The following is a 19,325-nucleotide window of genomic DNA, read 5'->3' as shown; positions in this document are numbered from 1 at the left end:
ATTATAAGCGCGGGGTATCACTCCTCTATCGCTACCACTCTCGACCAAGCCGCTCCTGTGTTTTTAATTCTTACCGGAAAACAAATCACCTTAAAACCAAAATCCGGCAGCTTGTCTAAATTTGCTAATCTCTCAATATGAATAAATTCGCGCTTGCGTCCATAAAAATGCGCCGGGTAGAAAGTTTTGGGATCTCTTGTCTCCAAGAATTCTTTGAGCATGAATTTATAGGGCCTATCTATACCCATGGTATCTACCCCAAAAATCTTAATTCCTTTATCTAAAAGATAGTCTATCGCCGATATATCAACACCTGGATATTCAGAGAAATATTGGGGCTTGCCGTAGAATTTATCTGCGCCAGTTTGTAAAAATACAATATCAAGACTTTTTAATTTATAATTTATTTTACTAAGAGCCTCTTCTAAATCTTCTTGCTTAATGGTTTCGTTGGGCTTTTTATGCGACAGATCAAGCTTTACACCATCCTGATAACACCAATCAAGTGGGATCTCATCTGCAGTTTTTGAGGGTCTCCCTTCGGATTTCGAACCATAATGAAAAGAATAATCCAGGTGGGTACCGATATGCACCGGCGCGTGTACTACTTCCAGAGATAGAAATTCTCCATCGGGAAGGTCTTCTTTTCTTACAATACGTTTTCCTAGAAGGTATTTGAATTTCCCGATGAGGGTTTTGCCCATAATCACGCGGTTAAATTTTTCAACACCGGAGGCGTGGGAGGTGCGTTCTATTTCTACATGATGCACCTCAAAGGCCTTATCATCAATGGGAAGGCTCAAGTCAATTATGCGCATCAGATGCCGCCTTATAGTTTGGACTGAATAACTTTTTCGATTTCGCTTATGGTAGAATTCTTGGTAATCTCTTTGGGCCCAAGCTTGGTATTAAAGACTTTCTCCAAGGCAATCAAGGCTTCCACCATCTCGGTTGAATCTACTCCAATGCTATTTACCAAAGACACTTCGTCTTTTAATTCTTCTGGCTTTACTTTAAGTAGCTTCACAAAGGTATCTTTTATTTTTGCTTTTGTATCCATCTTACTCCTCTTTTTGAGTTCTTACCTGTCCATAACTGCGGGCTATATCTGCACTTCACCTTTAGTGGCTGCGTTTTCCCATTTATTAATCCCATCCATAACATCTTTAAAGCATAACTTCGCTAGAGGATCAAAATTGCTTTCCATGATCCTATGTATTCTTCCGGGCTTAGAGAAAAATTCTCTCATGCACCATGAGCCAAGCCTGCCTAAGTCTTCGGTAGTAAGATGATCCGTAGGAATAACCGGATGCAGAAAATCCCAAGTGCTGAAATCAACTTTCTTAGGATCGATCCAGTTTTTCTTCATGGCGATCCTCCACATCGGAGAATTAGGAGCTGGGGTTACGTAGCCCACCCACAAAATATCCGGATCAACCTGATCGGTAAATTCAAATCGCTTCTTAATAATCTGCTCGGTGTCATAATCAAAACCCATCATAATATCCGCGACAATGGCGATATCGTGTTTGCGCAAAAGCTCAATAGTTTTCTGGATCTGATCAAGAGTAATACCCTTGGCGATTTTCTTAAGCTCTGACTGTGTAGTTACCTCAATGCCGAAAACTCCCATAAAAAGCCCGGTTTCTTTCATTAATGGCAATACTTGTTCACAATTCACCCAGTCAATGGCTCTTCCTAAGGAAACCCATTTAATATCAATTTTCTTCTTCTTTTTTAATTCACAAAATTTTCTTACCCGTTCCGGGTCGACATTAAAATTATCATCCTGGATAACTACTACCTTTACCCCATATTTATTCTGCAGGACTTCCATCTCCTCAATGACTCTCTCTGGAGATTTGGCGCGCCAAGTCAAAAAATCCGAAGGATGGCGAGGATCATATTGATCCCACTCATAACAAAATGTGCACGCCGAAGGACAACCGCGGCTTGTTACCATATCCACAAATGGTTTCCAATAAGTGTGGCCCACATATTTATCCATGGGAAACAAATCATAGGCCGGCAAAGGCAATTTATCCAAGTCTTTCATTAATGGTTTATGCGGCCCCATCACAATTTGTCCGTCTACGCGAGAAGTAACCCCTCCTACATTCTTAAGATCCGTTTTTTTGTCTATTGCTTCTATTAAATCGCCAAAGGATTCTTCTTCGCCCATGACAATAAAATCTACTTCCGGGTTTTCCTCAAGGGTGGGTACTGGCATAGCTGAATACCACAAGCCGCCTAAGATGATTTTAGTCCTGGGAAGCGCCTTTTTAATCTTTTGCGCTGCTTCTTTAAAATGCCTTAGGACCCCGTATCCGCCATAACCATGCAGCTGCTCACCCATAACTACCACATCGGGATTTATAACTTTAACCTTTTGGACTAATTCATCCATAGGGGTCTGATCAGCTTTTCCGTCTATAACCGCGATATCCTTATAGCCTCTTTCGCGGACATAGGCGGCCCAATGCGCGTAAAGCTGGTTAGGCGAACGATGTATTCCGTGGGTAGCCCAGGCTCCAACTTTAGGCATCACAAATAAAATCTTCATAAATCCTCCATTTTTAGCGTAAAACTAAAAGCTCAAAGTGAAAAACTATAGTGTAAAATTAAAAATTTTGAGTTTTGAATTATGGTTTTTAATTTTTCGTTTTACGCTTTATGCTTTCTCTATTGCCAAGACTGAATTTATCCCGCCTCTGCCGCGGGAGATAATAAGCGCTTTTTTTATTTCTGCTGGAACTGCCTTATTGCAAATCAAGTTTATCCCTTCATAGGCGCAAGATTCTACATTTATGGTAGGCGGAATCAAATTATTCTCCATAGCTAAAATTGTTGCGATAAGGTCCACCGCCCCAGATGCGCCCAATAAGTTTCCAAACATGCTCTTGGGGCAGCTAACTGGTATTTTTTCCATACGCTTTCCAAAAACCTCTTTTAGGGCTTTAATTTCTGAATCATCCCACACGCCCACTGCTAAGCCATCAAGGCTTATATAATCAATATCTTCAGGAGAAAAGTTAGCATCAGATAAAGCCATGTTAATCGCGCGGGCTAATTCTTTGCCTTCTTTATCCGGATTAATCCTGTCTACTGCGTCGCAGGTAGAGCCATAACCACAGATATAGGCCTGAACCGGAGCATTTCGCTTGCAAGCTCTTTCCTGCGGCTCTAACACCACTATCCCGGCTCCTTCAGCAATAACAAACCCGCTTCTTTTCTTATCAAATGGCCTATAGGCTGTTTCCGGGTTATCATTCTCTACGGAAAGCCCGCCATAAGTATTGCAGCATAAAAGAGCATAAGGAGTAACCGGCGCTTCCATGCCTCCGGCTAAAATCATATTTAGCTTGCCCTTAGAAATGGTTTTTCTGGCATAGCCTAACGCGTCAAGGGAGCTGGCGCGGTCAGAAACAACGGTCTTAGAAAAACCTTTTATCCCGTAATAAATAGACACCTGGCCCTGCGGCGCAGCCGGAAACCAGGCTGAGGCCATATAAGGAGAAACTCCGTCTCTTCCCTCAATATACAGGTCCCTTAATTCTGTTTCGGCATAAAGCCAGCCGCCAATGGCATTGCCCAAAAATATCCCCACTAAATTCGGGTCTTCTTTTTTTATATCAATCTTGGCATCCTCTAACGCCAGCTCCGAAGCAATCAACGCCATGTGGGAAAAGGCATCCATCTTTTTTAGAAGCCGCTCGGAGACATTGCTATACTTATCAAGCTCATCAATTTGCCCGGCAATATGCGATGGATACCGAGAAGCGTCAAAACGGTTGATCTTTTTCACAAAGCTTCTTGCGGATTTAATGTTTGCCCAAAACTGCCTACGGCCTATTCCCGAAGGAGCGACTATCCCTAAACCTGTGATTGCTATTTTTCTATCCATTTTATTCTTTGAACCTCTTCACAATTAAGGCCGAATGTATCCCTGAAAAACCGCTTGAAGTCTTTAATATTGTATTTACTTTCTTTTCCCGTGCCACGTTTGAAACATAATCCAAGTCGCATAAAGGGTCGCGCTCCTCTTGATTTATTGTCGGAGGAAGAATATTATTCTTAAAAATAAAACAACAAACCACTAACTCTATGGCGTTTGCCGCAGCTAACGGGTGGCCGATCATGGATTTTAAGGAACTTGCCGGCAATTTATAGGCGTAATCCCCAAATGACATTTTATAGGCCGCAGTCTCAAAGATATCGTTCATGCGCGTGGAAGAGCCATGGGCATTTATGTAATCGATCTCCTGCGGTTTCATAGAAGCATCGGCAAGGGCAAGATTAATACAATTTGCCATAGCTGTTCCGTCAGAAGGCAGGTCAGTCATATGAAAGGCGTTACAGCTTGTGCCAAAACCCGATACCTCCGCGTAAATATGCGCGTTTCTTTTTAAGGCGTGGCTTAATTCTTCCAAGATAAGTATCCCTGCCCCCTCGGAAATCACAAAGCCGTTACGTTTCTTATCAAACGGCCTGGAGGCCTGTTCCGGAATATCATTATGCACAGACAAGACATTGACCACGTCAAAAGCCCCAAAGGTAATCGGCGTAATCGGCGCCTCGGCCGCGCCACAGACCATAATATCCTGTTCTGCGTCCTGAATGGCCTCTAAACCGAATCCAAGCGAGTCTGTCCCGGCGGTGCAACCGGTAGAAAGAGTGTTGCAGAAACCTTTTAATTTATAACGCGCGGAAATCTCTATGGAGGGAGTATTAAACATCGCGGCATCATACAAATCAGGGCGCACCTTTAAAGGATCAATGGGATTTCTCCCGTCATCAGTAACAAGGGCGAATTCTTCTTCCATATATTTTGTGCCGCAGATGGCATTGGCAAGGCACACCCCCACGCGCTCTAGGTTTACTTTAGAAAAATCTAATTTACTATCCTTTATCGCCATATCAGCTGCCACAACCCCAAACTGCACATAGCGGTCCATACGCATGGCCTCGTCATGGGTTAGGCCCAATTTAAAAGGATCAAAATCTCTAACCTCGGCGGCAATCTTGGTGTTAAAAACCGAAACATCAAAACTATCCACCCTACGCACCGCGGACTTTCCATTTACCATCGCCTGCCAGACATTATCTTTTCCAATGCCATTGGGGGATATAACCCCTAAACCTGTAATCACAACGCGTTTTTTATTCATAATTATTTCTCTTCAATCCTTTTTACCTTAAATATAATGTTCCCGCCATCGGGACAAGTTACAGTATCAATAGAATTTGGATCCTGCATAAAAAAGAACTTGGCGCCAAAATTAAGCGCGAACAATGCCGGAAAGGCAGTATGAAATGCTGCTCCGCAAAATCCGGGAATACACTTCAAGCCACAAGTCTCCCATTTATCGCCTACTTTATAACCAAAAGTACATTTTCCTTTTGCCTCAACCACCTCAATTATCATCTTCTTTGGATTTGGCCCTTTGAAATTCGGATCCTTAGGCATTTCTTCTATCTTGCCATCTTTGTTTAAGATTTCAGCTTTAAATTCAAGCTTACCACCATCAGGGCAGGTCACCAATAAAGACCTTTGATTGTCACGAAAGGGAAATCTTGCTCCGAAACTTAACGCGTAAATTACCGGAAAAAGGGCATGCGCCAGGCCCAGACAAAAATGCTTTGGCGGGTGGGTAAAATCCTCTAAAATTATTTCGTCGCCCTTTTTGTAGCCATGGTAACATTCACCATAAACAGCGCTAACGGTTAACCTTAGTTTTGGGAACGGTGTATTGACTTCGCTCATATCTTCTCCACTAAATCTTTGGTTTTACTCAAAAGCTCTTCTTTTGAAAAGAAATCCCCTGTTTTTTCTACCCTGTGCACCATACTAACCAGCATTTCATTAAGCGGCGCCTGTGAATTATGGACTTTTGCCAGAGAAACGAATTCGCCATTAATGTAATCTATTTCGGAAGCGCGTTTACGTTTAATACTCTGCAATATCGAGCCATAAACGGGCTGTTTGCTTAAAGACGCCATGATCCCGGAATAAATGCGCGCGGCTTCGGAAATCGGCATTTGGGTCATACGCACTAGCCTTTCAAGAGGAAAATCCGGCAGAGAAACAAGTTTTATATTAGAGCGCGAAACCACATCCATGGCCTCTTTCCAAATAGCAATACTGATTCTGCTTATTTCTAGGTCAGAGAACGCTTCCTGCATGCTCTGGCCTAATACCGCCGGGATACAATTGTTGGCGTTAACAAAGATCTTTAAATACTTCATCCCCCGGATATCTTCACTTACTAAACAAGGGAATATTTTATTTAAAACCTCTGATACCTGCGGGGTTTTTTTATTATTTTTGCCAAAGGCGCCTGCTAAAATCCAGCTTCCTTCAAAATTATGCACTATTTTTCCCGGCTCTAAATAAGTAGCGCCAAACATAACAATGCTTGAGATAATATTTTCCTTGGGGGCAAAACCAGCAGCAATACTATCTGCGGCAACGCCGTTTTGCGTAGTAACCAATAAAGCGCCTTTAATAAAATCTAAGTTGGCGTTAAGGGCTTCTTTTAAATCCTGTGTCTTGGCCGCCAGTATTACAAGGTCTTTTTTTTCATTAAGCAATAATCCGCAATCTAAAGACAGATGAAAATCTCCGCGCACACCAGAAACATCAAGGCCATTTTTCTTTATGGCATCAATAGACGATGCTGTGCCAGCAAGAAAAACATCTTCTTCTTTTAATTTAAGATACGCGGCAACAAGGTTGCCTATTGCCCCGGCGCCAATAACCCCAATTTTCATTCTATTTTATTGCTTCTCTATCCCGACTCATAAACTATGCCAAAATTCTGTTCCATAATTTTGGCATATTCGTCGGGATAAACTCAACCTCAAACTTACCTGCCTGCCGGCAGGCAGGAGTGCGTTATCACTCCATAAGTTTGGGTTTCGTTTTAGGAAAACCGTATTTTTTATAGTCAAAACCGCTTTGCTCTAATAGCCTGACCATCATACTGTAGAATGGCGAAGGCACATCCGAAAAAAAAGCGCCCAAGACATCCACTTCTTCCACCTTGGGGCAGTTTCTTTGGCGGGCGTTTTCTTCCGCCTTAAGCGTAACCGCGTTTTGGGTAATGTGCCGGTGAAAAACCGGAATCTTCGCAGTCATCTGCTTTAGGCGCTCTTTTACCTCTATATCCCAATCCATAAACTTCCTTCTTTTTTTAATATAGTAAAATTTTACTATTCTAATTTCTCGTTATTATATAAAGACAAAACAACCCTGTCAAGCAATTTTGTTTAGAATGTAAGTATAGGATTATAAAAGGGTTGGATTAACCGTTCCTTAATAATACTGTCGTGGACACCGTCTTTTGTATGGGCGCGGACTGCTTGCTGGCTAGAATATTAGAAGTAATTTGAATCTGCAGTAAATTTTCTGATAAGCTGCGCGTGAAATTCAGGCTAGAAATGTTCCTTGCCACAATCCTTGTCTTTTTAGTGGTATAGACTGTGCCAGACGCGCTATAAACTGTCCTTATGATCTGGCCCTGGTTATCGAGGCTATAAGCGATATAATTACCCGTGCCATCATCGCTTAAGCTTAGCCTTTCACTGCCCCAAGAAATGTAATTATTGCTATCCAGAGCTATCGCAGACTCAAAGCTGCCCACAGGTATTTGAAAGTTTACTACTTTATAGGCGACTGCTGGTGTGCCCTGTGTAGTCCCAAAACCGTCAGAAACCCAAACCTTAACTCCGCTTGCAAGGCGTAAATCTTGGGCTATTTGAAATAAGGCAAGCTGCGCGGAATTTTGAGCATTAATTTCGTTTTCCTGCGTGTTCATAGAAAAATTTCCTGTCAAGATAATAGTATAGGCTGTCCCAACAACCAATAACATTATCCCCGCAGAAATAAATACTTCAACTAAAGTAAACCCCTTATTCTTCATATTATTTCAAAGCGAATGTCCTTTTTAATTGCTTAAGATATGTCCTTCCCCTGGCCTGCCAACTTACTTTAACCAAAACATCATATAAATCATTATTGATCTGGCTTATAGTCACAAGTATTGGGTTGGGCCAATTGTTTGGCGCGGAAAGCCCGGATACCGCGAAATATTTATTATTGTATGCTGATATAATATTAGCTATATTATCGGTGCTAAAATCTTCATTTCCGACCTCTTCCATCTTAGACTGGGCGGCATTAAGCGCTATATCGGTATCATCAAATGTTCCGGTTGCCTTAGCTGTCTGGCCTAAAGACAGCATAAAAGCTCCTGCGGATGCCGCGATAATCACGCAGGCAACAAGGATTTCAATCAAACTAAAACCCTTATTCTTATTGAAACGCGGCATTATTTATTTCCCTCCATGTTGAATCCATGCCAAATAATAACCTTGCGTGGGGCTGATCAGAAGGATCCCCGTTTTTACCAAAGCGAGACTCATAATTAAATGTTTTCTTGGGCTGGTTAAACCTTATTGCTCCGGAACCAGTATCCTTATAAGATTCAACGGGAACGGGAAGTTGCATACCTGAAGGCAGCTGAATAAACGCGCCGTTAATCACGCGATTCTTATTGTTCCAGCGCTCTAAACTATACCCCTCTGGGGCATAGGGAGTAATCACTGCCGTATTGTAAATATAGCTTTCCGGGCGGGTCACAACATCAACCATCTGGTATGCCGCGGGCGAGTTACTAACATTGTAAGCGTATTGATTTCTATAGGCACTCAGTACTTTGCTATAAAGTTGATACTTTAAATCCTGACGCATGATATATGTTGTCCCGCCTGAGCCATCGTCTAATTTATAGACATAAGAATCACTCCAGCTGTAATTATCCCATTTGGGGTATTGTTTCCCGTTTACGCCAGTTAACAAATCCGGGGTGGAATCCATCTGGTTCAGCTGATTGCCATCAAGCCAGTTTACATCCCATGAAGCTGGGGGGGTTATCCCGGTAAGAGAAAACCAATCATTTATCTTCCCCCATGAAGAATCCGAGCTATTATACGCAGGCATCCAACTGGCAGAAGCGCTTGTGGCAGTATCCGGTGCGCCATATAAAGGATGCGTAACCACATCCGCTCGAGTCTTATTATAATATTCATCGTAAAATTGCCCATATTGTGTATCCAATAAAGGCATGGTTTTTGGCAGATTGAAATCATTCGATAGAAAGTATACCTGCCTGTAGGTGATTATTTCCGCTGGGCGCCATTTAAAATCATCAACATCAAGGCCTTTATTATTCGCAACGGTATTTAAAACATTTGAGGGGTCGGCAGCGCGGTTACGGCTAGAATCTCCATCCGGGTCAAGGTTAAAATCCCCCTTAACGTAAACATTATGCTTAGTAACTATGCTTAAACCCTGATCCGGAAGGCGCTCTCCATTAACAAACATTACTCCAATAGCGCTCTTTTCATCTGAAACTTTAGTTCCGTCATCCACAGTATTCTCTTGCCATTGGTAAGCGTCCAAATCTATATAGATGATCCCGTTAAAACCCGAACCTTTCTGGTCAATATTGCTTTTAAGCTTAGCTAAATCAATGGTAAGGATATGGCTGGGAGAATATTTCCCATCGCTGCCCCGGGCAGGGTTTTGCGCGTTATAAAACGGAGTTTCAGAAACGCAATCCTTAAGAAGATTTGAATTTTTACCTTCCCACCAAACAGTAGGAGGCTTATCCTGCATAACTTGCGTGTATTCGCCATAAGCTTGAGTATATTTTTGGTATAGGCCGCTATAATCTGACCAACAAGCAACGGCTTCTGCTGATGTTGAGCCTCCGGAAGTTGAAGAACATGCGGTCTGATTATATTTTACCGTGCATTCAGAAAATTTGGCATTCGCTTTATCAAGCGCAGAATTTGCCTTCATGCTGGCAGTCACAGCCAAAATCTGCCAATCCTTATAGGCCTGATCAGTCTTAACCCCCATATAAATCCCGCTGTTGCGCGCTTGGCCTTCTAAAACACTATAACTTGAAGTATCATAATTGCTAATGATATCCCCGGCATTGATTTCTTTGCCGCCCTGGCTTCTGTCTAAAACAAGGGTTTTATTATCTGCGGCCTCATCAAGGTTGTTTGCATCTAACAAATTTTTCCATTGCGTACCCTGTTCTTCTGTGTTCAAGAAATATTTATCTAATGACAATCCTGTGTCGTGGTCTACCACGCAGGCCGGGGATGTGCCATTAGGGCCATAATCGTAATAATCGTCTCCATAACTTAAATCTTCCCACCACTCCCGGTTTATTCCGTAAGGGATACCGTCAGAATTGTAATCTTTCCAGTCATAAGTTGCCCAAAATAATCTTCTTTTCCAATCATCTCCCGCTGTTAACACTCCAGAAGTATGATAAGCTGAATAATCGGAATTATGATTGACTTTCCACTGATCCCAATATTGGCTCCAATAACTGGTTTGCTGATCATCCGGAAGGTTGTATATCCTCTTAAACATTTCTTTCTCAGTAAGGCTTTCTGGTGAACCCCCAAAGTTGATATTGATAGATTTGTTATTATCAAACAAGGAAACATCTCCTGCGGAAGAAGTAATCTCTCGCAATCCGGCATTCTTCAAAGAGGTTTCCGTAATATTATAAGTTGTGGGCGAACCCGCCTTGGTATATTTATCAAATGACCACTGCCCGCCCATATATTCTGGGATATTTATTGTTGCGGGGCTGTTGATATCGCCAATCTTAAAAGTAGTATATGTTCCTGAACCGATATCTCCGTTTGAAGTGCGATAGTTAATATTTGTATAAAGCTGCCATGGAAGCCCTTGGACGCTAGAAGCTGAAATATTATAATCCTTGTTGCCGCTTAAAGCTGTAAAGGCCTCTAAAAGCGGCCTTCGGATATAGCCTTTATGGGAAGTATTTGAACCGCTGCTTAATTCAGTTAAGAAAGCAAAGGTCGGATGGTTGATAAGGTTGATATCGCCATTCACATGAAGCCCGCCAAAGTTGCGTCCGTCGTAAGTGGCGGTATCAAAGGTGTGGTCTTCAGGAAAGAAGAAAAAATATTGATAAGCGGATTTCTGGCCAATGCGATGCTCTAAAGTACGGGTAACCCCGTTAATAGTAGCCTGTGACAGCACAACCACAATTCCGGTTTCAACAGTACCTTTTTTCTCTGGGAAAGTTTTGACTTTAAAATTACGCCCTGATACAACATAACAACCGCTTGAGTTATCAATTGCGCCCGGAACGCCAGAAGGAACCGAAACTGCGCTTGCCTTTGTAATCTTATCTGCGTGGGTAAACCAGGTAAAATTGCTCTTTTTTTCCGCGGCATAAGCAAAAGCCAGTCCCGCCTCTGCTTCGTAAAAAGCCTGAAGCGCCGCGTCGCTTATTACTGACAAACGCGATTCGTTAACCGCGCGAAAATATAATATGCCAGCCATGGTAGCGATTACAATGGCCAAGAAAAGAGAAACAATAAGAACCATCCCTTTATTCCCGGTAATCTTTTCCATGATAATTCTCCTTATACAAAATATACCTCTTTCCAAAGACAATTGCAATACCTTTTAAGCTGATTTTACATTTCCCTTACAATCCTAAATTCCCTTTACATCTTAGGGCTGCTGTGTTAGATTTACTTTAATGGGCAAAGTTGACTTTATAAACAATAAACGCATAGAAATTTACGCTTATATTGTAGTTGCCTCAAGCGTCATCCTGGGGGTAATCGCCCTCTGGATGCTCACCCGTCAATACCAGATAATTTCCTATGTCCTAAACGAGTCCGGAAAAGCGTTTTTTATAAGAGAAAATATCGGTTCCTATACCAAAATAAGCACCCTGGCTTTCTCGCTCATCATTTTTGCCCTGGTCCTTATCATGGCCACGGGAAGCTATTTAAGCTCTCAAGACATCCAAAGGCAGATGGAAATATCAAAGCTGAAAAACAACTTCGTTTCCACCGTTTCCCACGAATTAAAAACACCCTTAACCGCAATACGGCTTTTAGCAGAAAGGCTGGTGAATAATCCTCAAGAAGCGGATAAACAAAGCCAATACCACTTGCACATCCTGCAGCAAAGCTATTATTTGAGCAGCCTAATCAGCAATATCTTGGACTTTTCTAAGGCGGAAAACAAAAAAGAAAATTTGTGTTTTGAAGAAACAGACATTGGCCAGTTAACGCAAAAAGCTATCCAGGAATACCCCGCGTCTTTAATCCGCCCTGATTGCCGCCTGGAAATAAACTTCAAAGACATAGGGCATAAGATCAAGCTGGACAAAGAATCATTTACCCGCGCATTTATCAATATATTGGACAACGCCCTGAAATTTTCACCCGCATCGGGTAAAATAACTATTAATTTGTCCGCCCAAGGACAGGGCGCAACAATAGAGATTATCGACCAGGGAGATGGAATACCAAAAGATGAGCAGAAGAAAATATTTGACCCGTTTTACCACAAAGGCAAAGGCACCGGCCTGGGGTTAACCTTAGCCAAGAATTTCATAGAAAAAAACCATGGAGAAATTACGGTAGAAAATCAAATCCCGCGAGGGGTAAAATTCACCATAACCATACCCTAAAAAATTGAAAGTTTATGCCTAACAAGATATTGATAATAGAAGACGAGCCGGCGATTATGCTGGGATTAAAAGACGAGCTGGAAAAAGAATATACTGTATTAAGCGCTTCAACCGGAAAAGAAGGCTTAAATATAGCCCAATCCCAAGAAGTGGATCTTATTTTGCTGGATATAATCCTGCCTGACGCAGACGGCTTCTTGTTATGCCGGAAACTAAAAGAAAACGGCATTGACGCTTGTATTATTATGCTCACGGCAAAAGATCAGATCTCGGATAAAGTCAAGGGGCTTGAAATGGGAAGTGATGATTATATCACTAAACCCTTCAGCCTGGAGGAGTTAAAAGCCAGAATAAAAGCCCTTCTGCGGCGCAAAGAAGCTTCTACTGCGGTAGAGTATAAAGATGGCGCGCTGGAAATAGACTTTCGAAGATGCCTTGCTGTGAAGAAAAAAAGGAAGCTTGCGCTTTCACTATTGGAATTGAAGATCCTGCGCTTTTTAATCTCCAATAAAGACAAGGTGGTTTCCCGGGAAGAACTTTTGCAGCAGGTTTGGGGATACCACAGCGCGCAAGACACCCGCACAGTAGACGTGCACATCAATGCCTTGCGCAAAAAGATCGGAAACAGGTATATAAGAAGTGTTTATGCAAAAGGCTACATCTTTAGCCCCAGCTAAGATTATGTGAAGGATTCAATTGGCATAACAAACGCCTTAACCCCTTCATGGGCTAAACTTATTCGTAACTTTCTTATTTCTTCCAAAACCTTTGCCGACTGGATGGCGTTTACCGCAGCAAAAAGCAAATTGTTCCTTCCCGGCCAGATATCATCGCCTAAATGTATGCCGGATTTTTCTCCTGCGCCAAAGACCCCCGGAACCTTAGTATAACTTTTTACCGCGCACTTTTCTAAAACCTCCATAACTTCAATGTCTATGGCTTCGTTATAGATGATCATAATCATTTTATCCATTTGGCACTTCCTTTTTAATGCGGCGGACTTCAAAAACCGCATACAATGTAGGAACAAATAATAAAGTAATCAAGGTTGAAACGGTCAAACCCCCGATCATAGTTACCCCTAATGGCTGCCAAGTTTCTGAACCTTCACCTCGCGATAAAGCCAAAGGCAACAACCCCACTAGGGTAGTAATGGTAGTCATCAATACCGGACGTAATCTACTTTTCCCGGACATAGTCACTGCCTCTAGAATACCGTGGCCTCTTGCGCGCAAAATATTAATATAGCTTATTAAAACTATAGCGTTATTCACAACGATACCCATTAGCATAATTATCCCCAGATAGCTAATTAAGCTTAAGGTAACCCCTGTCAGCAAAAATCCCCAGATAACCCCTGTAAAAGTAAAAGGAATGGCAAACATGATAATAAACGGCTGCAGCAAAGATTCAAACTGCGCGGCCATTACCATATACACCAAAATAATCCCCAAGGCCAGCAAAATGCCCATATCTCTAAAGGCCTTGGCCTGCTCTTCGGCCTCGCCTCCGATATTAAGCATCACATCCTGGGGCAGGACAACATCACGCAAGGCTGTCTTCACATCTTCTACTATCTTCCCGCTTGAACGGCCAAAGGCGTTACATTCTACCCTGACAAGGCGCTGCCTGTTCTTCCGCTCTATTTCCTGAGGGCTGGTGGTCTCCTGGACAGTGGCAAAATTGGAAAAGCGTATTTTCTCGCCCGAGGAAGATACGACGAATAAATTTTCAATATCTTCTATTTTACTGCGGGAAGATTCCTCAAGGCGCACGTAGATATCATAGGTTTCACCCTTCTCGCGATAACGCGAAGCAGTGTACCCTTGCAGATATGTATTTAAAGTCTGGGTAATGGTGTACATATTAAGGCCCAAGAAGCTTGCTTTTTCCCTGTCAATGGTAAGGCGCAATTCCGGCCGGTTAGCTTCACGGGAGATGCTCACGTCTACTGCCCCGTTGATCTTTTCCATAATAAGCTTTATCTTAGCTGCTAAAGCATCTGTGTCTTCAAAAGAATTTCCTAAAATCTCAACCTGGATGCTTTTCCCCCCTGTGCCAGTAATTAAACGCCCTATCGGATTGCCGGTAGTTATATCTATCTTCATTACTCCGGGGATATTTTCTATTTTTGAGCGCAAAGAATTCGCGATTTGCGTATCCGAACGCTTGCGCTGTGTCTTGGAAACAAGCTTTGCTCCGGCAACAATCACATGGCTTCCAGAAGTATTGCCATAAGCGCGAGCCTGCCCGGGAATTTGCCCGCAGCGGGCAAAATAAAGCCTGGCCTCCGGAACATCGGATTTAATCATGTCTTCTATTTTAGAAGCTACTTTTTCTGACTCTTCAAACCTGGTTCCTATAGGAAGATTTACCGTCAAGCGCACATCCCCCGTGTCTTCATTGGGGATAAATTCATTCCCTACAAAAGAGGTGAGAAAAAGCGAAGAAATAAAAATCGCCGTAAAGCCCAATATGACTATTTTCTTATGCTTAAGCGCCCAGGCAAGGGATTTAGAATAGGCCTCTTCCCAAGAACAAAATATTCTTTCCCAAGCGTTATACCACCCCTGCACCCAGCCTTTCTTGGCTTTATCAATTTTAGCCATCCATTTGGAACAAAGCATCGGCGTAAAGGTCGACGCGGTAAAAAGACTGGCCGCAAGCGTCACAATAACAATTATTGCCAACTCCCCGAACATAATACCAACTACTCCGGGGATAAAAAGCATGGGCACAAAAACAACTACTGTGGTAAGCGTGGAGGCGACAATCGGCAAGAACATCTCCTGCGCCCCGAAGATAGCGGCCTCTTTGATACGCTGCCCGCTTTCCATCTTCCTATGAATATTATCTACTACCACTATGGCATTATCCACAACCATGCCCGAAGCAATCGCCAAAGACGACAAACTGATAGCGTTGATGGTCTTGCCCGCCAAGAATATGTAGATAAAGCTTATCAATAATGAGAAGGGTATGCTTAAAGCGATAATCATGCTGGGAGAGGCTTGGCGCAAGAAAAACCAAACTACCAAAATAACCAAAACAATCGCCTGCCACAAAGAAGATGTTAAGGTATTAATGGAACTAATAATATCCTTAGAGGTATCAAAGACAATGCTTATCTTAACATCCGCGGGCAAGACCTTTTGCATTTGGGCAAGCTTTTGTTTTACCCTTTCAGTAACCTCAACGGTATTTGTCCCGCTTTGTTTCTGAACCATCATCATAAGCGCCGGCTCTTTATTAAACCTGACCACGTTGACTGTTTCCTGAAAACCATCCTCCACGCGCGCAACATCCTTTAGATAAACTGCCTTTCCAGAACGCATCCCCAGAATAACGTTATTGATCTCTTCCGGATTCTTAAATTCTCCCGGCAAACGAATAAGGTAATCGGTCATCCCGGTCTTAAGGTTCCCCACCGGTTGAGTTATATTTTCTTTGGCGATAACATTATTTATCTCCAGGATAGAAAACCCGTACCCCTCAAGCCTCTGCCTGTCTACCCAAATATTAATCTGCCTTTTAAGGCCGCCGCCCTGAATTTGCACTGTCCCCACCCCGGGCAGCTGGCGTAAGGCATCGCCTAACCTCTGGTCAATCATATCATACAACTGGGTGTAAGATTCCTTGGCGGTAACGCCCATAAAAAGGATCGGGATATTCGCGGAGTTAAACTTGAATATATAAGGATTATCCATTTCATCGGGGATATCAGGCAAGAGCCGCTTAGCAAGCTCAATACGATCACGAATATCATTGGAGGCAGCATCAAGGTCTGTGCCCCAAATAAACTTCAAGTTTATAAAAGAAATCCCCTCAGCGGAAGTAGAAGTAATTTTCTCCAGAGCCGGAGTAGTGGCTAACTGGTTTTCCAAGACTTCGGTTACTTTTATTTCTACATCCCCAGGGCTGGCCCCGGGATAAGCAGTAATAACGCTTACTACGGGAGGCTCAATTTCTGGATACAGATCGATACCCAGACGGCTTAAGCTGTAAAAAGCCAAAACCAAGATCGCGCAGAAAATCATTAAATTGGTAACCGGACGCTTTACTCCGAATTCGGGAAGCTTCATTATTGCTCCACTTTGACTTTGGCGCCTTCAAATAGTTTTTGCTGCCCCATGACTACTACTTGATCACCGGCAGAAAGCCCGTTCTTAATCTCATAATAAGCCCCATAGCGTAATCCCAAAGAAACCTTTTTCAAAGATGCCGTATCGTTTGAGACCGTATAAATATAGGTATCCGGGCCTTTCCCGATAACAGATTCCTTCATCACGACCACTATCTTTGAACGTTTTTCCAAGACAAGGCTGGCGCGAGCGAACATCCCCGACTTTAAGAAATGCTTCGGGTTATCCACGGTTATTTCAACCTGCGCGGAACGGCTGGCAATATCCACAACCGGATTGATCTTGGTAATTTTACCGGGGAATTCCTCTTTAGGATAGGCATCCACGCCAACTTTTGCTTCCTGCCCCAAAGAAATCTTAGAAAGATATTTTTCTGGAATGTCTAAATTAATTTTTACCGTATCCATATTAACCACCAGGGCAACCTTGCTTTGAGCGCTTACATTTTCTCCTATGTCCACATATACCCTGCCTACTACCCCGTCGATGGGGCTTTCTACCGGAGAATTCTCAAATTTCAACCCCACCTCATCGCGGTCAATCAAAAGGATCGGCTCTGCCTTAGCCACAATATCGCCCTCCTGCTTAAGCTTCTTAATGATCTTACCTGCTGCCTTAGGATACACCACTGCCTCATCTTGCGCCTTAACATTGCCCACATATTCAATAATATCATCTAAATCACGAAGCTGGACTTTACTTACTTTAACCGGATAGACATCGCCATTGCCGTTTTTAACCTTGGTTTCTTTATGGCAACCTGTCAAAAACAGTAAACAAGCAATTATCAAAGGTAAAATATAAGCATTTCTTATTTTCATTTTTATTCTCCTAAAAAGCTATATTTCCGAAGATCCAGTTGCCTTATTAAAATCTTCTCTTGCCGTTAAATAACCGTAAACTGCCTGCTCATAATTAAAATTCGCAATCTCGTATTTCAAAAGCGCGTCATCTTCATCAAGCGTACTGGCTAAACCCTGCTTGTACTTCGCATTAACCACAGAAAGATTATCTTTATAAGCGCGCGCGTCTTGATCTGCTGCCTCTACCCGCCATAGAGAGCTTTTTAGATTAAGATAAGCCTCTTTTAATTCCAGGCCGATGTCGCTTATTATTTTATCTTTGAGTATCTGCGCCTTCTTTAAATCCACCAATGCCTCTTCAATCTTGGCCTTAGTCAAACCGCCGTCAAATATCGGCCAGGAAAATGTGATCCCCAGAATATTGGAATCCTGCCAGTTTTTGCTTGTCCCCGCGGCAGCATGAGAGCTGTTATAATAATCCCAAGAGGCATATACAGTCGGCTTATTCCCGGCACGATTAAGGTCCACATTAACTTGGGCGGCTTTCTCCCCCAGCCGATATTGACGCACCTCGGGCCGGTTTTTCACCGCCTCCAAGAGCGCTTCGTCAAAAGCCGCCTGACGGGGGTTATAAACAAAATCGCCCTGCGGCTTTATTATAACATCGCTTGAAATAACCAGCAAATTAGTTAATATATGCCTGGCCTGTTCTTCTTGATTCAAAGACACTTCGTACTCTTTCTTAACGCCAGATAAAGAAGATTCTAACTTTATAATCTCGGATTCAGAGGCCTGCCCATTCTGATAACGGGCCTGAAGATAATCCAGATGCTTCTGAGTATTTTCCAAAATCTTCTGGTTTAAGGTTTTTAATTTGGCGCTTAAAACTAAAGCGTAAAATGCCTTTTTCACTGCCCAGGCAGTATCCATATTGGCTTTATCTAAAAGCGCCTCTTGAATTTGAAAATCAATGCCGTTGTATTTAATGGTATTAGTAACCAATCCGCCTGTGTAAATTTTCTGCTTAATCGTAGCCTGGCCGGTAAGATTTGAAAAATCTTTTCCATACGCGCCTCTGACAAGCATAAAAGTCTGGCTTACGCTTAAAGCAGGAAGAAGCCCCGCTTGCGCTTCTTTAATCTTTGCTTTGGCTTTCATTACCTGCTGCGACTGCAAAGCAATATCGCGGTTTTGCCTTAAGGCTAAGCCCACCGCCTCTTGGATATCAAGCGAAACTTCTGCCGCCCGCAAGAAACAGGGAATAAACAGGAATAATAAAAATACGCATATTAATTTATTGTTCATCTTGGCCCTTAATTAGTATATCTTTTATCTGCGTAATAATGCGCAGATAATCCTGCCTGTCCTTATCTGATATTTTACTAAACACCTTAAGGATCATCTGTTTGCGTCCGGCGTTAACCTTTTCTAAAAAGGCTTCTCCCTTGGCAGTAAGCCTTACCTTAATAATCCTTCTGTCTTGTTCTTGGTATACCCTTTGACAATATTTATCCCGCACTAATCTGCTGATAATCCCGGTCATGGCCGGCATGCTCACCCGCAAACATATCGCCAGATCCTTCATCTTGACTTCGCCTCTGGTATGCAGGGCATTTAAAATAAGCATCTGCGGCAGGGTGATCTTCTCATGACAGATGTCCACAAGGTGCCTGCGGGCGAATTCCTTCATGATCACCGGTATCGCCTCAGACATCCGGGCGGCAAACTGATCGACAGAAAGCAAGGGCACTATTAATCTCCTTAATATTTAACTATATTAACTATAAACTAAGTAAAGCATATCTTAAGAAACACGCTTTGTCAAGAAAGAT

General features: G+C 42.7%; 18 protein-coding genes. 2 read left to right on the top strand and 16 right to left on the bottom strand.

The window, feature by feature from the left end:
- Window positions 1–17: 17 nt before the first annotated feature.
- From MUF05_04775 to MUF05_04725, 11 genes are all read right to left on the bottom strand, one after another.
- Window positions 18–818 (bottom strand): cyclase family protein, encoded by an 801-nt coding sequence (locus MUF05_04775; GenBank protein ID MCU0666388.1) that lies wholly within the window; start codon window positions 816–818, stop codon window positions 18–20.
- Window positions 819–829: 11 nt separating this feature from the next.
- Window positions 830–1,060 carry an acyl carrier protein gene (locus MUF05_04770; protein MCU0666387.1) on the bottom strand — a complete coding sequence of 77 codons (231 nt, stop codon included), beginning with the start codon at window positions 1,058–1,060 and terminating at the stop codon, window positions 830–832.
- Window positions 1,061–1,102: 42 nt separating this feature from the next.
- A complete protein-coding gene (locus MUF05_04765) occupies window positions 1,103–2,563 on the bottom strand; it encodes a B12-binding domain-containing radical SAM protein (protein MCU0666386.1) in 1,461 nt (486 codons plus the stop codon).
- Window positions 2,564–2,671: 108 nt separating this feature from the next.
- A complete protein-coding gene (locus MUF05_04760) occupies window positions 2,672–3,904 on the bottom strand; it encodes a beta-ketoacyl-[acyl-carrier-protein] synthase family protein (GenBank protein ID MCU0666385.1) in 1,233 nt (410 codons plus the stop codon).
- Window position 3,905: 1 nt separating this feature from the next.
- Entirely contained in the window at window positions 3,906–5,168 is a 1,263-nt protein-coding gene (locus tag MUF05_04755; GenBank protein MCU0666384.1) for a beta-ketoacyl-[acyl-carrier-protein] synthase family protein, read from the bottom strand.
- Window positions 5,169–5,170: 2 nt separating this feature from the next.
- Window positions 5,171–5,764 carry a TIGR04076 family protein gene (locus tag MUF05_04750; GenBank protein MCU0666383.1) on the bottom strand — a complete coding sequence of 198 codons (594 nt, stop codon included), beginning with the start codon at window positions 5,762–5,764 and terminating at the stop codon, window positions 5,171–5,173.
- Window positions 5,761–6,771, bottom strand: a complete 1,011-nt coding sequence (locus MUF05_04745) for a 2-dehydropantoate 2-reductase (protein MCU0666382.1) — start codon at window positions 6,769–6,771, stop codon at window positions 5,761–5,763. The genes MUF05_04750 and MUF05_04745 overlap by 4 nt, the downstream gene beginning before the upstream one ends.
- Before the next feature lie 127 nt (window positions 6,772–6,898).
- Window positions 6,899–7,177: a hypothetical protein gene (locus MUF05_04740; GenBank protein MCU0666381.1), complete on the bottom strand. Its 279-nt coding sequence runs from the start codon at window positions 7,175–7,177 to the stop codon at window positions 6,899–6,901.
- Window positions 7,178–7,304: 127 nt separating this feature from the next.
- The gene (locus MUF05_04735; protein ID MCU0666380.1) at window positions 7,305–7,922 is read right to left on the bottom strand and encodes a hypothetical protein; all 618 of its coding nucleotides are present in this window, start codon (window positions 7,920–7,922) and stop codon (window positions 7,305–7,307) included.
- Between the two features lies 1 nt (window position 7,923).
- A complete protein-coding gene (locus MUF05_04730) occupies window positions 7,924–8,331 on the bottom strand; it encodes a type II secretion system GspH family protein (GenBank protein ID MCU0666379.1) in 408 nt (135 codons plus the stop codon).
- Window positions 8,315–11,473: a hypothetical protein gene (locus MUF05_04725; protein MCU0666378.1), complete on the bottom strand. Its 3,159-nt coding sequence runs from the start codon at window positions 11,471–11,473 to the stop codon at window positions 8,315–8,317. The genes MUF05_04730 and MUF05_04725 overlap by 17 nt, the downstream gene beginning before the upstream one ends.
- Window positions 11,474–11,603: 130 nt before the next feature.
- On the opposite strand from MUF05_04725, the gene MUF05_04720 reads away from it, so the two are divergent.
- A complete protein-coding gene (locus MUF05_04720) occupies window positions 11,604–12,548 on the top strand; it encodes a HAMP domain-containing histidine kinase (protein MCU0666377.1) in 945 nt (314 codons plus the stop codon).
- 14 nt (window positions 12,549–12,562) lie between these two features.
- A complete protein-coding gene (locus tag MUF05_04715; GenBank protein MCU0666376.1) occupies window positions 12,563–13,225 on the top strand; it encodes a response regulator transcription factor in 663 nt (220 codons plus the stop codon).
- A gap of 2 nt (window positions 13,226–13,227) precedes the next feature.
- Here the strand turns inward: MUF05_04715 and MUF05_04710 are convergent, their stop codons facing one another.
- Genes MUF05_04710 through MUF05_04690 form a run of 5 tightly spaced genes read right to left on the bottom strand, consistent with a single transcriptional unit; the run spans window position 13,228 to window position 19,243 of the window.
- Entirely contained in the window at window positions 13,228–13,521 is a 294-nt protein-coding gene (locus MUF05_04710; GenBank protein MCU0666375.1) for a hypothetical protein, read from the bottom strand.
- Window positions 13,514–16,630 (bottom strand): efflux RND transporter permease subunit, encoded by a 3,117-nt coding sequence (locus MUF05_04705; protein ID MCU0666374.1) that lies wholly within the window; start codon window positions 16,628–16,630, stop codon window positions 13,514–13,516. Before MUF05_04705 ends, MUF05_04710 begins: the two co-directional genes overlap by 8 nt.
- Window positions 16,630–17,511 (bottom strand): efflux RND transporter periplasmic adaptor subunit, encoded by an 882-nt coding sequence (locus MUF05_04700; protein ID MCU0666373.1) that lies wholly within the window; start codon window positions 17,509–17,511, stop codon window positions 16,630–16,632. The genes MUF05_04705 and MUF05_04700 overlap by 1 nt, the downstream gene beginning before the upstream one ends.
- Window positions 17,512–17,529: 18 nt before the next feature.
- A complete protein-coding gene (locus MUF05_04695) occupies window positions 17,530–18,798 on the bottom strand; it encodes a TolC family protein (protein MCU0666372.1) in 1,269 nt (422 codons plus the stop codon).
- Window positions 18,788–19,243, bottom strand: coding sequence for a MarR family transcriptional regulator (locus MUF05_04690; protein ID MCU0666371.1), 456 nt, complete (start codon window positions 19,241–19,243; stop codon window positions 18,788–18,790). Before MUF05_04690 ends, MUF05_04695 begins: the two co-directional genes overlap by 11 nt.
- Between the last annotated feature and the right edge of the window lie 82 nt (window positions 19,244–19,325).

The organism is Candidatus Omnitrophota bacterium (genome assembly GCA_025453395.1).
Lineage (GTDB): Bacteria > Omnitrophota > Gorgyraeia > Gygaellales > Profunditerraquicolaceae > JAlOQK01.
Note: the sequence above shows the minus strand (reverse complement) of the source record. Positions and strands in the feature narration are given on the sequence as shown.